A 14,837-nucleotide genomic window follows, 5' to 3' on the forward strand; every position below is an offset into this window, starting at 1 on the left:
TAGTTTCCTTTAAGCCTTCATGGCCTGGGAGAGCGAATTGAGACGGGTGCGGATCGAGCCGTCGATGCGCTTCGATCCGATGGTGACGACGAGGCCGCCGAGGAGCTCGGGGTCGACCTTCGTGGAAAGTTTGACGGTGCGTCCTTCGCGGGCCGTCAGCTTGGCCTTGAGATCGGCCACCTGCGCGTCCGTCAGCGCGTGAGCGCTGGTGACTTCGGCAGCGACTTCGCCGCGCTGCGCAGCGGCAATCGCGCGGAAGGCGCGGATGATGCCGGGAAGCTGGCCGAGACGGCGGTTCTGAGCGAGCGTGCCAAGGAAGTTCTGGGTGAGTTCCGAGAGGCCCATGATCGCGGACACGCCCCACAGCGCCTTTTCGGCCTGGCTGCGGGTCACACGCGGATTGGTGGTGAGCATCTTGAGCTCGCTCGATTCGGTGAGCGCTGCTTCCAGCTTCTCGATGTCCGATTCGACTGCAGTCACAGTCCCGGCCTCACTGGCCAGATCGAACAGGGCCGAAGCGTAGCGCCCAGCAAGGCTAGCCTTTATACCGGCGGAAATTTCCACGCGTCTCTCGTCCTCTAGGGTCGGAAAATGGTTTCATACGGCCATGCCACGGAGGAGCGAAAATGAGTCGCTCCGGCAAGGTTGGCGCGCGCCTAGCAAAGGGGGTGCTGCAAGGCAACCCGACTCTCGCCGCTAATGATTGGACTCTTGTATAAGGAGGCGTAATCTTGCCTCCAGAGGAGAGTGATGATGGAGACTGCGGCGCTGTCCCCCGGCTGCGGGGTGGAGGTGAAGGGTGTGTCGCTTGCCGAGGCGCAAGGCGAACGGCTCGATGCCATTCGCGACCTTATATATAGGCACGGCGTGGCGGTGTTCCGCGACCAGAGCGTAAGCCCCGAGGAGCATATCGCTTTTGCCAACCGCTGGGGCGGGATCGACATCAACAACTACTTCCCGCTCACCGACGAGCATCCCGAGATTGCCGTCGTCCGCAAGACCGAGGACCAGACCACCAATATTGGCGGGGGCTGGCATACCGACCATTCTTACGACCAGGTGCCCGCCATGGGCTCGATCCTCGTGGCGCGTACGCTCCCGCCTGCAGGCGGCGATACTCTTTGGGCTCATATGGGCGCGGCATACGAATCGCTGCCCGATGAAATGAAGACGAAGCTCGAAGGGCTCGAGGCCTTCCATACGGCCGATCACATCTACGCGCCCGACGGCCTTTATGCGCAGACCGACCAGGGCACAGCACTACGCGGCCAGGAGCTGAAGACAGGGGCGACGCATCCGGTGGTGATCCGCCACCCTCAGACCGGGCAGAAGCTCCTTTACGTCAATCCCGGTTTCACAATGCACTTTACCGGCATGACCCGCGAGGAGAGCCTGCCGCTGCTGCAGGAACTATTCGCCCATGCGATGAAACCCCAACACCAGTGCCGCGTCGAATGGAAGCCGGGGACGGTCGCCATCTGGGACAACCGCACAACCTGGCATTACGCGATGAACGATTACCAGGGCCACGCCCGCGAGATGCACCGCATTACGCTAAGCGGAGAGGCGCTGGCTGCTTGATCTGACGCGCTACCGCTTCGCTGCTTGAGCGCGGATTACTCAGCGGGCTCGCACTGGTAGACCAGCCGCTCGTTGGGTTGCTGGGGTAACTGGCCGAGCACTTCGCCCTGCAAGTCGCCTAGCTTGCTAGCTGCGCCCTCGTCGCCGCACTTGGGCGCTTCATACTTGCCGCGCGCTTCACGGGCGTCGATCATCGCACTTCGCGGCAGGAGATAGCGTTCGGAGCGGAAGATGCGGCGGTCGGGGTCGAAGCTGTTGACCGAGACGGCGTCTTCCGAATTCGGCACGAAGACCCGCGACCAATTGCCCGAGGCATAGCCATACTGCGTACGCTCGTTGACGCATCCCTCGACAGTCCAGTCGAAGGTGATTTCCGGTGTTTCCGTACTCGTGATGCGGCTGCGTTCCGGCACGATGCGGCAGACGAGCTTGGCATCGCCTTGCGCATTCGTAGCGAGCGGATCCTTGCCGTTCTGGGCGGCACCGCCGTCCTGCATCTCGGCAGCGACGCGACGGTCGATCTCATCGAGACCGGGGCGCGTCAGGAAGGCGATCAGCGCGACGACGACGAGGAATCCGGCGATGCCGAATGCGATGTTGATCTTCTTCCGGCGCAGTTCCGCGTCTTCGGCCTCTGCATCGAAGCGCTCGTGACGGCTCCACGCCCATAGCGCGATGCCGAAGGCGCCAAGCAGCAATATGAAGGCCAGCGCCATGCGGTCTTCGCGGTCCTGCGCTACGCCCAACTGCGCCTTGAGCAGGGCGCGTTCGCGCTTGGCGCGCGTTTCCTCGGCGCGCTGGGCCAGGCCTTGCAAAGCTTCCATGCGCTCTGCATCGAGCCGGGCCTTTTCGGCAGCGTCCAAGTCTTCGAGGCTGCGGCAGGGGCTGTCATTGGTGGTCGGCGTTATGTCGTTTGCACGCAGGAAGGGCAGCAGTTCGCGGTTCGACACGGCGAAAAAGAACTCTGCATCGCCGCCTTCGTTGTCCGCGCCGAAGCTGTTCACACCCACGACGCGGCCACAGGGGTCGAGCAACGGACCTCCCGAGTTACCGCGCGCAATGGGGGCGGTGTGGAGGATGGTGTCGAACTGGCGGCTGGGGCGCGCGCCCGATACGAAGCCGGGGCTTTTGACCGGCGGCATCGAGCGGAAGATGTCGGAAAGGTCGAGACCCTGCGCCCGGTCGACATTCATCGGGTAGCCGACGCTGTAGACCTGCCCGCTATCGGCCACGATGCGCGGGGTGATGGCAAGCGGGGGCAGGCGCAGGCTGCCGGTCAATCTGACAAGGGCCAGATCGTTGCGCGAATTCACCGAGAGGATCTGCCCGTAGACCGCTTCGCCGCCGCCGCTGGGGACAACGCCGATGCGCAAATCGTCGTCGCTCATGGCATCGCGCACCACATGGGCATTGGTCACAATGGTCTCGGGAGAAACGGCAAAACCCGTGCCGTGGCTGACCGGATAGATCTCGTCGTCGTCCGCTCCGATAATTACCACGCGCACGACGCCGCGGGCCGCCGCGTCGATATCGGCAGGGTCGGCCTGCGCGGTGGCAGGCATGACAAGCGCAAGGAGCGCGGCGAAAATTGCGAGAGAACGTCCCATCCGCGGCCCTCATAATCGCTGGCGGACATTGACCGCAAGCTTCGGGATGCGGGTGCACTCAGCTTTTGCAAAGAAGTGTGCACACGATAAAGGAAGCAGGACGATGGCAGACCCGAAAACCCTCACGGACGAAGATCGCTGGCGCATTGCACTCGCCAAGGACCGCCGGTTCGACGGCGTTTTCGTGACCGGCGTGCATTCGACCGGTATCTACTGCCGCCCGTCCTGTCCCGCGCGCGCTCCCAAGCGGGAGAACGTGCGCTTCTATTCCGATGCTGCGGCGGCCGAGGCGGCAGGCCTGCGCGCCTGCAAGCGCTGCGCCCCCGACCAGCAGAGCCGCGAGGAAGCAGCGGTAATACTGGCGCTCAGGGCGCTGCGCGATGCGGAAGCGCCAGTTTCGCTCGATCGACTGGGCAAGCTCACCGATTATTCGCCGTCCCATTTCCAGCGCATCTTCACGCGCTCGGTCGGACTTTCTCCGGCAGCCTACCAGCGCGCCTTGCGCCGCGAGCGGGCAGAAGAAGCGCTGGGCGAAGGCACCAGCGTGACCGAAGCGATATACGAGGCGGGTTATGGCGCGCCCTCGCGTTTTTACGAGGACAGGAGGGGCAGCGGGATGAGTGCGGGCGACTGGAAGGATGGCGGCAAGGGCCGCACCATTCACTGGAGCGTGATCGGCACTTCGCTTGGCGACATGTTGGTGGCCGCAACCGAAAAGGGCGTATGCTGCCTCAGCTTTGGCGAAGGCGAAGACGAGCTGCGCGCCCGCTTTCCCAAGGCCGAACTGGTAGTGGCGGGTGATGATTTCCGGGCGCTGTTCGACAAGGTCACAGCTGCGGTCGAGAACCCCGCCACGGCCACCAGCACCGATATACCACTCGACGTGAAAGGCACCGCTTTCCAGCAACGCTGCTGGGACGCGCTGCGGCAAATCCCGGCAGGAGAGACGAGGTCCTATGGCGAACAGGCCGCCATGCTCGGCAATCCAAAGGCCAGCAGGGCGGTCGGCGGCGCCAACGGCGCGAACAATATAGCCGTCCTCATCCCCTGCCACCGGGTGATTGCCGCCGATGGCGGGCTGGGCGGCTATGCCTATGGGACGAAGATCAAGGCGGAACTTCTCAGACGTGAAGGCAAGTCCGGCGATTGACTTGGGCCGCGCGATGCGGTGCTAGTCAGGCGATGGGAGAGGATCGCATGACCGAAACAGCAGAAGCATCAGCCGCTGGAAAGTCCACCTGGCGCAAGATCTACGAGTTTCCACTTGTTGCCCTGCTGCTTGGTTTGCTTGCCTTCTTGGCATTCGGAGCGGTTCTCGGACTATCCTTCGGCGGGATCATGGACGCAGCCGGTTATCAGGATGCCGATGCTGCGCCCGAGTGGCTTTCGGCATACCTCCCTGGCCTGTTGCTCGCGGCGGGTTCGGTTTTGCTGGTCAAGCTGGTCATCCGCAGACTGGGGGCGGAGCCGAGGGACGACCTTCCTTTCGACAGCCGCTTTCGCGATTTCTTTATCGGCATCCTGTTTGCCGCCGTGCTGATGAGCGCGATCGTGGCGATTGCAGCGCTCCTCGGAGGCTACCGGATCGTAGGCTGGGGCGGCAGCACTTCGATCGCGTTCATTATTCTTCTCGGCGGTTTCCAGGCTGCCTTCTTCGAGGAAATCCTATTCCGCGGCGTGATCTTCCGCTTCCTCGAAGAATTCTTCGGAAGCTGGATCGCGCTTGCGCTGTCGGCATTGCTGTTCGGGCTGGTACATTGGAGCAATCCCAACGGTACCCTTTTTGCTTCCATCGCCATAGCCGTCGAGGCAGGGATCCTGCTGGGGGCAGCCTACATGCTGACCCGCAACCTGTGGCTGGCGATCGGCCTGCACTGGGGCTGGAACGTGGTTCAGGGCTATATCTGGGATGTATCGGTGTCGGGCATCGCCGTGGACGGATTGCTCGATTCCAAACCGGCGGGCGACGAACTCATTTCCGGCGGCGCCTTCGGACTGGAGGCGTCCGTGGTAGCCATGGTGATTGCAACGGGTACGGGCCTGTGGCTGCTCAAGAAATCGATGGACCTCGGCCACCTGGTCAGGCCCTGGTGGGTGCGTCGCCGCGAGCAGATTACCTTGCCGAATTCGACCGGTCCGGTTTCGCCGACGCTGGGCGTTCGGGGATAGGGTTCCGGCATATTCCGCTGTTTGCGTCGCGTTCCGATTGCTGTCGGATAGTTTCTATCCTGCCGCGACCGATGGCTGCATGTTCGCTTGCGAGCCAAGGGAGCATCGATGCAACTCGTTACCGATAACGAAAACAAGGCCTTCAGGCGTTTCTTCCTGCTGGCACCGCCGATCCTGTTGAACGTGCCCGTGGCGCTGCTCGGCAGCTATTTCGCCATTTATGCAACCGACGTACTGCTTATTGCCCCGGCAATGGTCGGCTCCATCCTGCTGATCGCTCGTATCTTCGATGGCGTGACCGATCCCATGATCGGCGTGTGGAGCGACAGGCGCAAAGGCGCACGTCGGATCCCGCTGATCTTCCTCGGCGCCCTGCTTTATCCTGCGCTTGCGCTGGTCTGGCTGCCGCCGGAAAGCTTGCAAGGCGTCTGGCTGTTTGTCTGGGTCACCGCTTGTTACGTCCTCTACGAGTTGTCGGAGACACTGAGAGGCGTGCCGGTCAGCGCGCTCGGGCTAGAGGTGACGCGCACTCCGCGCCAAAGGGTCTTCGTGCAGGTCATCTTTCGCCTGTTCGCGCTTGTAACATATCTCACGTCGCTTTGGCTGATGCAGCACCTCACTGACCATTCCGCGCCGCGCGAGGCGATCAAGCCGTTTATCCTCGGCTTCATGGGCGCCTATTTCGTTCTCTATCTCGTGTCGCTCAGTTTCGTGCGCGAATTGCCACAACGGCAACGCACCGAGGAGCGGCCCGTTTTCCGCATGCTGAAGGAGGTGCTTGCCAATCGCTATCACCGCCAGTTCCTCGGCATACAGACAGCCGAGGTAGTGGCCTTTGCCTGCATCGGCTTCGCAGTGCCCTACGTGACACGCTACGTCCTCGATCGGCCCGAAATGACAATGTATGTCTTCCTGACGAACGCGGTTACTGCGATGGCGGCCTCGTTCATCTGGTGGCGGATCATCCCGCGGCTGGGCGTGCGCAAGTCGTGGCTTATCGGCCAATATTTCTGGGCTGCGGTGCTGATCGGCTGGGTGCTCGTGCCGAGTCTCGGCATCTGGTTCTTCATCTTCCTCGCTTTCCTGTCGGGCATAGGCGGCGCGGCAGGAAATTGTGTCGGCTACGCAATGCTCGGCGACATCGCCGATTTCGACGCCAGGGAAAGCGGGCGAAAGCGACAGGGCATCTATGTGACCATTTACGGGCTCATCGCAAAACTGGCGCTCGCGGCGACCGCTTTCGTTCTCGGCTGGATCTTGCAGGCATCCGGATACGAGCCCAATGCCGAGCAGGAACGCGGGTTCATGATCGGGATAACGCTGATAGTATCTGTCCTGCCCTTGATAGGCATCAGCCTGAGCATCCGCCTTCTCCATCGCTACCGCCTCTACGAAGACCACGGTATCGAGGACGGTCGAAGCGCTTTTGCAGCGGCCGACCGCCAGCCTGCCTGAGACCAGTTTCCCCCATGTATTGAGGAGTTAACAGGTTAGCGGCATAAGGTCGCAGCGATGCTGCACGCCCTACTTCCAAACCGCGATCTAACGCGCGATGTCGGTCTCTACATCGTGAGCGAGGATGCCTTCCCGGCTGGCCATTTCCTGCGCCCCAACGTGCTGTGTTTCTGCCTCGATCGCGATGCGGTGCTGCTTGATGGCCAAGGCATTCCGGGGCCCATCCTCGGCAATTCGTTCAACTCTCTTCCTCAGACATATGAAAAGCGGGACGGCACGATTGTCCTTGTCCAGATGTTCGGCGGCGCGTGGTGGCGCCTGTTCGGCATCGATCCGGCGAGATTTTCTCGCATAGAGCCGCTCGACGACAGCGACTGCCAGGGCCTTGAGCAATTGCTCGCCAGTTTGAAAGCAGCTGGGGGTGATCTGGTGGCCATTTCCGGACTGCTCGACGCGTTTTTTCTGAAGCTTTTCGAACAGGCATCACCGCGTGGACTGGCCGAAAGGGCGCGAGCGGAGATCGTCGCCGATCTCGACGCTCCGGTCGGCATTATCGCGGGCAGGATCGGGGTCACCGAACGAACGCTGCAACGTGCAGTCCGCAAGACATTCGGCGTAAGTCCCACTCGCCTCAAGCGTATCATCCGTCTCTTCCGGTCGCGCGATCAGGGCCGCGGGCTGGATATCGATTGGCTTCACGTGCCGGGGGACCTGGATTTCGCCGACCAGTCTCACTGGATAAAGGAATTCCGAAAGCTGCAGGGAATGACGCCGAGCCAGTACCGGGCCCAACCTTATGGCGAATGGGCCTATTACGATCGCGGCAAGTCGGAGCCCTCGTTCGTGAGTACACGATCGCAAATGGGGGCGATGCGCGACTTTTCGGACGAATGGCGGGACTACTTTGCGGCAGGGGCAAGCAGTCTCGATCTTTCGCTCGGACCTTCTGCGAGCTAGCGCGCCCAGCCTCCGCGGTCCGGAACGAGTGCATCAAGGATCTTCTCGGCGCTTTCGAGATATTCGGCCTGCTTCTCCTCGCGCATCCGGTCCCAGGTCGAATAGATCCGGCCGATGCGGTGGTTTTTCTCCAGCCGCTCGCGGTGGCGGTGCATGAAGTGCCAGTAGAGCGGGTTGAAGGGGCAGGCGCCTTCGCCGGTCTTCTTGTGCGGTGAATAGGTGCAGCCGGAGCAGTAATCGCTCATCTTGTTGATGTAGTTTCCGGAGGCCGCATAGGGCTTGCTCGCCAGCTTTCCGCCGTCGGCATAAAGGATCATCGCGGCGACATTGGGCAGTTCGACCCACTCATAGGCATCGGCGTAAACGACAAGGAACCAGTCCTGCACCTCGCGCGGGTTCACGCCTGCCAGCAAAGCGAAATTGCCGAGCACCATCAGCCGCTGGATGTGGTGCGCATGCGCATTGTCGCGGGTCGAACGGATGCAGTCGGCAAGGCAGGCCATCTCGGTCTCGCCGGTCCAGTAGAAGTCGGGAAGGCCGCGCTGGGCGTTGAGCGCGTTCGCTTTCTGCAAATGCGGCATCTGGTGCCAGTAGAAGCCGCGCACATATTCGCGCCAGCCAATGATCTGTCGGATGAATCCCTCTACGGAGTTGAGCGGCGCCCTTCCGTCCCGGTAGGATTGCTCCGCGCGTTGGCAGAGGTCGAGCGGGTCGAGCAGGCCGAGATTGATGCTGGTCGAGAGCATCGAGTGGAAAAGGTCGTCCTCTCCTGCAACCATGGCATCCTGGTAAGGTCCGAAGCACTCGATCCGCTCGGCGAAAAAGGCATCGGCGGCCTCTTCCGCTTCATCGCGCGTCACGGGCCATTGGAACCGCTCCAGCGACCCAAAATGATCGCCGAAACGATCCTCGACCAGTTCGATGCAATCCTCGGTGATCTCGTCGGGCTCGAACTTCGGCCTCTCCGGTGCGCTCAGCCCATCCTTCGGCGGCTTGCGGTTCTCGCTGTCGTAATTCCACTCTCCGCCCTCGGGCTTGTCGCCATCCATCAGCAGGCCGGTCTTGCGGCGCATCTCGCGGTAGAAATATTCCATCCGCAGCGTCTCGCGATCCTCCGCCCATTCGTCGAATTCGGCCTGAGTGCAGATGAACCGGTCGTCGCGCAGGATTTCGACCTTGCAGGCGAACTTGTCCGCCCATTGCTCCATATCCTCGCGCACGCGCCATTCGCCCGCTTCGACCACGCTGACGAGGCGGGGCGAATGCCTCTCTATCGCGCGCGCAACCTCGCCGGTGAAGCTGCCCGCATTGTCCCCGTCGTCGAGCTTCACGTAATCGACCGTCCACCCCGCATCGCGCAATTCGGCTGCGAAATGACGCATGGCGGAGAAGACCAGCACGATCTTCTGCTTGTGGTGCCTGACGTAGGTCGCCTCGTCCCACACCTCCATCATCAGGATGACGGTGTCGTCCTTGGTGCGTCCGCGGAGGCTGGCGAGGGTGCGGGCAAGCTGGTCGCCGAGGACGGGAACGAGAACGGGGCCGGACATTGCTCTCGACAATGCCCGACCCCGCTCAAAGTGTCCGTCGATATCGAATGAAAATTTTAATCGTCATCCTTATCGAGCGAGGGAGCCAGTTCATTCATCAAAGGTTCGCGCTCGCCATCTTCGAGCTGCTCCATCAGTTCGCGCAGCTTTTTGGTCTCCTTGCCGCTGTGCGGCTGGTTCACATAAGGAGCCAGCACATTCATGGCATCGCTGTCGCGTCCCTCGGTCAGGAGGAGATGAGCCAGAGCCCGGCGGATATCGTTGTCGAACATCGCCATCGAATATGCGGCTTCAAGCGCCACGAGAGCGTTTTCGGGCGGCTCTCCACTGCCGAGGCGATAGCTCAGGTAATAGCCGGTCAATGCCCGCGGATCGAGCGGCTCGAGTGCATTGGCCGCCAGGAAGTGCTTCCGCGCGGTCGCCAACCAATTTGAATCCTGCTTTGCAAACTCCAGAGCCGCATATCCCTGCGTCATTTGCGCTTCCAGCGCGTGCGGACCGTCAGCCAGGGTAAGCGCAACATCGCGTGCTTCGTTGAAATCGCCAGCCTTGAGATATCCCTCCATCAGGACCCGCTTGACCGTGTCACTGGAAGGAAATCTCTGAGCAATGTCTTGCGCTTGGCGCAGGGCTGCTCTTGCGCCAGCGGTATCGAAAGAGCTTTCCAGAGCGATCATCGCGGGCATGATCGCCGCTTCGTCGGGAGCGAGTTTGCGCGCTTGGATTATCTGGCCGCTCGCATCGGGGAACTGGAAGCCCATCATCATGGCGCGTTCCTTGCGGTAAGCCGACAACTGTTTTTCGAGCACACCGAGATCGCCGAACGCGGCTTCGGCGGCTTTGCGCGTCGGCGTCCCCTGATTGATGTCGGTGAGGAAGGCGTGCAACTGGCCCTTACGCTCCGGATGAAGGCTCAGATAGCTCGTGAGCAGCCAACCGTGCCCGTAGTAAGGAAAGCGCAGATAGCGTGAATTTCGTTCATCCTTCGGGAAGACCTCGTCCAGATCGACGTTCGCGAGTGCAATTTCCGCTTCGCGCGAAGATTGCGGCGCACCGAGGAAGAACTTGTCGTCTTCAATGATGATGTTGCCAAAAAATTCCGCGAACCCTTCCGAATACCACATCGGGTAAGCTGCAGGCGCGTTCTGGAACATGAAATAATGCGCGTATTCGTGATAGAGCACTGCCAGCGGTTCGACGTCGTAATCGTAGAAATCCCACTTGTCGCGAGTCCCGCGGCTGCGTGAATGCTGGCGACGTCGATCATCGGTGATCGGGGAAAAAGCGACCGAACGTCCGGCACGACGGATGAAAAAGCCAAGGACGGAACGTGCGTCTAGAAGCGCTCCGATGTCTTCCGACTTGCCGAAATGATAGATCGTCGGCTTAGCGACATAGGGCGTGATTTCGTCAGGGCTCTTAGCGCCCGTGTAAACCCGCAGCGCCAGATCGACTTTTTCAAGATTTAGCGCGAGTTCGCGCGATGCGTCCTCGCCGCTTTCCGAGTAGATTCGGAAATTGTCACTTTCGACATACCACCATTCCTGCGCGGATGCCGGCGCATGAATGGCGAGCGCAAAAGCACCCATGAGGCCAGATAGCCGTTTCAACATTTTTGCAGTCCCCGTCTTCTCCCCGCGCGACACCATTGTGACGGGGAATCGTGTTCGATTGAACGCACACGATTACCGGCAAGTATTAACATCGCCATTCGACAGGGCAACCGTCACACAAAACTATAAGGATCGACGTCCACCGCCACGCGCACACCGGGCGGATGGTCGATCCGGCCCAGCCAGCTGCGGATTACATCCTGCAATTGCACGGACCGCCGCGCGTTCATCAGCAGGCGATAGCGGTATCTGCCGCGCAGCTGCGCCATCGGGGCGGGGGCGGGGCCGAGGATCATGCAGTCGGCGACCTCGGGGCGGGTGTCGCCGATCCTGCGGGCGGCTTCGCGCGCTTCTGCTTCGTCTTCGGAGGATACGATGATCGAGGCCCAGCGGCCGAAAGGCGGGGCACCGGCATCGCGCCGCATCTCGGTTTCGGCGGAATAGAACGCGTCACGGTCGCCTGCGGCAAGCGCGGCGATGACGCTGGCTTCTGGGTGCCGCGTCTGGATGAGGACTTCGCCGGGCTTGGCGCCGCGACCTGCCCGGCCCGCGACCTGCGCGACTTGCTGGTAGGTTCGCTCACCGGCCCGCAGGTCCCCGCCTTCGAGGCCGAGGTCGGCATCGACCACGCCTACGAGGGTCAGTTCAGGGAAGTGGAAACCCTTGGTCACCAGCTGCGTGCCGACGATGACATCGACCTCGCCTGAATCGACCATTGCGATGAATTCGGCCGCGCGACCGGGGGAATTGAGCGTATCGGAGGTGGCGACGAACACCCGTGCTTCGGGCAGGCGCTCGGCAATTTCGTCGGCAATGCGCTCGACGCCGGGTCCGCAGGCGACGAGACAGTCCGGTTCGCCGCATTCCTGGCAGGCGGCCGGACTTGGCGCCTCGTGACCGCAATGGTGGCAGGCGAGGCGGCGGGTGAAACGATGCTCGACCAGCCAGGCGCTGCAATTGGGGCACTGGTAGCGAAAACCGCAGTTCCGGCACAGCGTTAGCGGCGCGTAACCCCGACGATTGAGGAAGAGTAGCGACTGCTCGCCGCGCTCCAGCCGCTCGGCGATCCCGTCGACCAGCCGCTGGGCAAGCCACATGCCGTGCGGGGGCTTTTCCTCGGTCAGATCGATCGTGTCGATGTCGGGCAATTGCGCGCCGCCGAAACGGCTGGGCAAATCGACCTTCTGGTAAATTCCGCTCTCGGCCATCTGCAGGCTTTCGAGCGCGGGCGTGGCGCTGGCGAGGATGATCGGGAAGCCCTCGAAATGCGCGCGCATGACCGCCACATCGCGGGCATTATAACGTACGCCGTCTTCCTGCTTGAAACTGGTCTCATGCGCCTCGTCGACTACGATCAAGCCGAGCTTGGCGAAGGGCAGGAACAGCGCCGACCGCGCTCCGACCACCACTTGCGCTTCCCCGCTGGCGACCGCGCGGTAGGCACGGCGCCGCTCGGTCGATTTGAGCGAGGAATGCCACAAGACGGGCGACACTCCGAAACGCTCCTCAAAGCGGTGGAGGAAGTTTTCGGTCAGCGCGATTTCGGGCAGCAGTACAAGCACCTGCCTGCCCAGCCGCAGCGCTTCGGCGACGGGTTCGAAATAGGTTTCGGTCTTGCCCGATCCCGTCACCCCGTCGAGCAGGAAGGGCGCGAATTTCGCCTCGCGCACCGCGGCGGAGAAGCGGTCCGATGCCTTCTGCTGCTCTGCACTGAGTTCGACTTGCGCAAAATCGGGCCGTGCTTCGTCATAAGGCCGGTCGCAATCGACCTCGACGGGTTCGAGCACACCCTGGTTCACCAACCCGCGCAGCACACCCTCCGACACACCCGCCATTCCCGACAGCTCACGGATTGTCGCCTGTTCGCCCTCCAGCGCCTCCATCGCCGCCAGCCGCTGGGGCGTGAGGCGCTCTGGCATTCCGCCGCTCAGGCGATATTCGGTGATGCTCGCCGGACCTTTCAGCGCGCCACCCGAAGACAGCGCCATCCGTGCGACGCTAGCCAGCGATGCGACGTAGTAGTCTGCAGTCCACTCGATCAGCCTGCGCAGCGGCTCAGTGAGCGGCGGGATCGGGTATAAGCCTCTAAGGTAACGTAGCTTCTCTGCCGGAACGTCTGTGCCCGGCAGCCGTTCAGCCTCCCAGACGATCCCGATCACGGTACGCGGGCCCAGCGGGCACTCGACCACTGAACCGGGGCCGACATCCATGCCATCCGGCACCTTGTAATCGAGCGGGCCCAAGGCGGCATTGAGGACAAGGCAACGGACGCGGTTCATCTTGCGGCTCATATGGGCCGCGTAAGCGATATGAAACAAGGGTGGGACTTTGTGAGGAGTGAAGAAATGACCGATATTCTCGAGAAACCCACCGGACGCCGCGCCTTTCTCGGCGGATTGTCGCTGGGCGGTGCAGGCCTTGCCCTGAGCGGCTGTGCAGGCATCCCCGGCTTCAGCATGGTCGATGCCGTGCAGCGCATCCTGTTCCTCTCGAGCGATCGCGCCTTCTCGCGCATGCTCAATTCGGGCGGCTTCTGGGACCAGCAGGTTGCAACGCTCGGCCTCAACAACCTGCTCGGCACGCGCGGGGACATCCTTTCGAGCATCCTCACATCGGCATTGTTCAAGAACCGCCTGCAGGATGCGATGGGCGACATCGCCTATGAGGGCGCCGAACGCGCAGCCCCGCTGGTGACGGAAGCCGTGCGCACCATCGGCATCCAGAACGCCATCGACCTGGTAAAGGGCGGCCCGACGGCGGCGACCGGTTTCCTGCGCAATTCGATGGGCACATCGCTCGTCGAGGCGATGGTCCCCGAACTCGGCAGCGCCATGCGCGTGGCGAGCGACCCGCTGGTCGGGCAGCTGGTCTCCGCGCTCACTGGCGTCAATTTCACCAATGCCACCACTCGCTTCGCCACCAATCTCGACGACACGATCTGGCGTGAAATCGGGGTGGAGGAAGCGGCCATACGCGCCGATCCGGCCGCCACCCGCGATCCGCTGATCATCGGCGTGTTCGGCGCGGGTTCGCGTCTCTGAACTAACGTGGCATGGTGGGGCGATGAGACTCGCCCTGCCAGCCGCATCCGCCTTCCTGCTGACTTCCTGCGCCACCGTGCCCGCGGACGAAAATCCCCGGTACGAATATGGAGTCCAGCTTTATCAGCTGCGCGATGCGATGGGCGAAGATCCGCTCGGGACCTTGCAGCAGGTCAAGGCCGCAGGTTTCGACAGCGTCGAATTTGTCGGCACCTATTCAGTCCCGCAGGAGCGCCTGTGCGAAGAGACGCAGCGACTGGGTCTCGCTGTTGCGGCGGTACATGCCGACGCTTTACAGCTGCGCGACGATCCCGCTGCTGCGGTCGCATCTGCCAAGGCTGCCTGTGCCGACACCATCATGCTTGCATGGATTCCGCCAGAGGAGCGGCAAACGCTCGACCAATGGCGCGAGTGGATCGGCTATCTCAACATCGCCGCACGCCAAGCCGAGGCGCAAGGGCTGGCCTTTGCTTACCATCCGCATGACTTCGAGTTCATCCCGCTCGACGGCGTGCGCCCCATCGACCTGATGCTCGCCGATTTCGACCCGCTCATCGCCTTCGAACTCGACACCTACTGGGCGAAGAAGGGTGGGCAGGACCCGCTCGAATTCCTGCGCGAGAACGGGGGGCGCATCACGCATATGCACCTCAAGGATTTTGCCCCCGACGGCAGCATGGCCGATGTCGGCACGGGCACGATCGACTTCCCCGCCGTCCTCGCCGAGGCACGGCGGCAGGGGGTGCGTCATTACCTCGTCGAGCGCGACGATGCGCCCGATGTTTGGGAGAGCCTCGCCACAAGCCTTGACTCGCTGCGCGCCATGCCCTTGCAGCGGTAGAGAACCTCAATCCCGCCTGGAGC

General features: G+C 62.3%; 12 protein-coding genes. 7 read left to right on the forward strand and 5 right to left on the reverse strand.

Annotation, left to right across the window (positions count from 1 at the left end):
• Positions 1-9: 9 nt before the first annotated feature.
• The gene (locus tag K3178_RS03935) at positions 10-564 is read right to left on the reverse strand and encodes a F0F1 ATP synthase subunit delta (RefSeq protein WP_221570064.1); all 555 of its coding nucleotides are present in this window, start codon (positions 562-564) and stop codon (positions 10-12) included.
• Between the two features lie 186 nt (positions 565-750).
• On the opposite strand from K3178_RS03935, the gene K3178_RS03940 reads away from it, so the two are divergent.
• Complete coding sequence (locus tag K3178_RS03940) at positions 751-1,581, forward strand: TauD/TfdA dioxygenase family protein (protein WP_247713502.1); 831 nt, start codon at positions 751-753, stop codon at positions 1,579-1,581.
• A gap of 35 nt (positions 1,582-1,616) precedes the next feature.
• Here K3178_RS03940 and K3178_RS03945 read toward each other — a convergent pair whose 3' ends face one another.
• The gene (locus K3178_RS03945) at positions 1,617-3,188 is read right to left on the reverse strand and encodes a S1 family peptidase (RefSeq protein WP_221570065.1); all 1,572 of its coding nucleotides are present in this window, start codon (positions 3,186-3,188) and stop codon (positions 1,617-1,619) included.
• Between the two features lie 103 nt (positions 3,189-3,291).
• On the opposite strand from K3178_RS03945, the gene K3178_RS03950 reads away from it, so the two are divergent.
• From K3178_RS03950 to K3178_RS03965, 4 genes are all read left to right on the forward strand, one after another.
• The gene (locus tag K3178_RS03950) at positions 3,292-4,338 is read left to right on the forward strand and encodes a bifunctional transcriptional activator/DNA repair enzyme AdaA (protein WP_221570066.1); all 1,047 of its coding nucleotides are present in this window, start codon (positions 3,292-3,294) and stop codon (positions 4,336-4,338) included.
• A 47-nt stretch (positions 4,339-4,385) separates the two neighbouring features.
• Positions 4,386-5,357: a CPBP family intramembrane glutamic endopeptidase gene (locus K3178_RS03955; protein WP_221570067.1), complete on the forward strand. Its 972-nt coding sequence runs from the start codon at positions 4,386-4,388 to the stop codon at positions 5,355-5,357.
• Between the two features lie 108 nt (positions 5,358-5,465).
• Positions 5,466-6,812 (forward strand): MFS transporter, encoded by a 1,347-nt coding sequence (locus tag K3178_RS03960; RefSeq protein ID WP_221570068.1) that lies wholly within the window; start codon positions 5,466-5,468, stop codon positions 6,810-6,812.
• Between the two features lie 57 nt (positions 6,813-6,869).
• A complete protein-coding gene (locus tag K3178_RS03965) occupies positions 6,870-7,769 on the forward strand; it encodes a helix-turn-helix domain-containing protein (protein WP_221570069.1) in 900 nt (299 codons plus the stop codon).
• Here K3178_RS03965 and K3178_RS03970 read toward each other — a convergent pair.
• The 3 genes from K3178_RS03970 to K3178_RS03980 form a co-directional block, all read right to left on the reverse strand.
• Entirely contained in the window at positions 7,766-9,319 is a 1,554-nt protein-coding gene (locus tag K3178_RS03970) for a cryptochrome/photolyase family protein (RefSeq protein ID WP_221570070.1), read from the reverse strand. The two genes, K3178_RS03965 and K3178_RS03970, sit on opposite strands and share 4 nt — an antisense overlap.
• Before the next feature lie 56 nt (positions 9,320-9,375).
• Positions 9,376-10,932, reverse strand: coding sequence for a tetratricopeptide repeat protein (locus K3178_RS03975; RefSeq protein WP_221570071.1), 1,557 nt, complete (start codon positions 10,930-10,932; stop codon positions 9,376-9,378).
• A 113-nt stretch (positions 10,933-11,045) separates the two neighbouring features.
• A complete protein-coding gene (locus K3178_RS03980; RefSeq protein WP_282098830.1) occupies positions 11,046-13,223 on the reverse strand; it encodes a primosomal protein N' in 2,178 nt (725 codons plus the stop codon).
• Between the two features lie 54 nt (positions 13,224-13,277).
• Between K3178_RS03980 and K3178_RS03985 the strand changes: the two genes are divergently transcribed.
• Both K3178_RS03985 and K3178_RS03990 read left to right on the forward strand, forming a co-directional pair.
• Positions 13,278-13,973, forward strand: a complete 696-nt coding sequence (locus K3178_RS03985; RefSeq protein WP_221570073.1) for a DUF4197 domain-containing protein — start codon at positions 13,278-13,280, stop codon at positions 13,971-13,973.
• Positions 13,974-13,995: 22 nt separating this feature from the next.
• A complete protein-coding gene (locus tag K3178_RS03990) occupies positions 13,996-14,814 on the forward strand; it encodes a sugar phosphate isomerase/epimerase family protein (protein WP_221570074.1) in 819 nt (272 codons plus the stop codon).
• The last annotated feature ends 23 nt before the right edge of the window (positions 14,815-14,837 follow it).

The organism is Qipengyuania sphaerica (assembly GCF_019711595.1).
In the GTDB taxonomy this organism is placed as follows: domain Bacteria; phylum Pseudomonadota; class Alphaproteobacteria; order Sphingomonadales; family Sphingomonadaceae; genus Qipengyuania; species Qipengyuania sphaerica.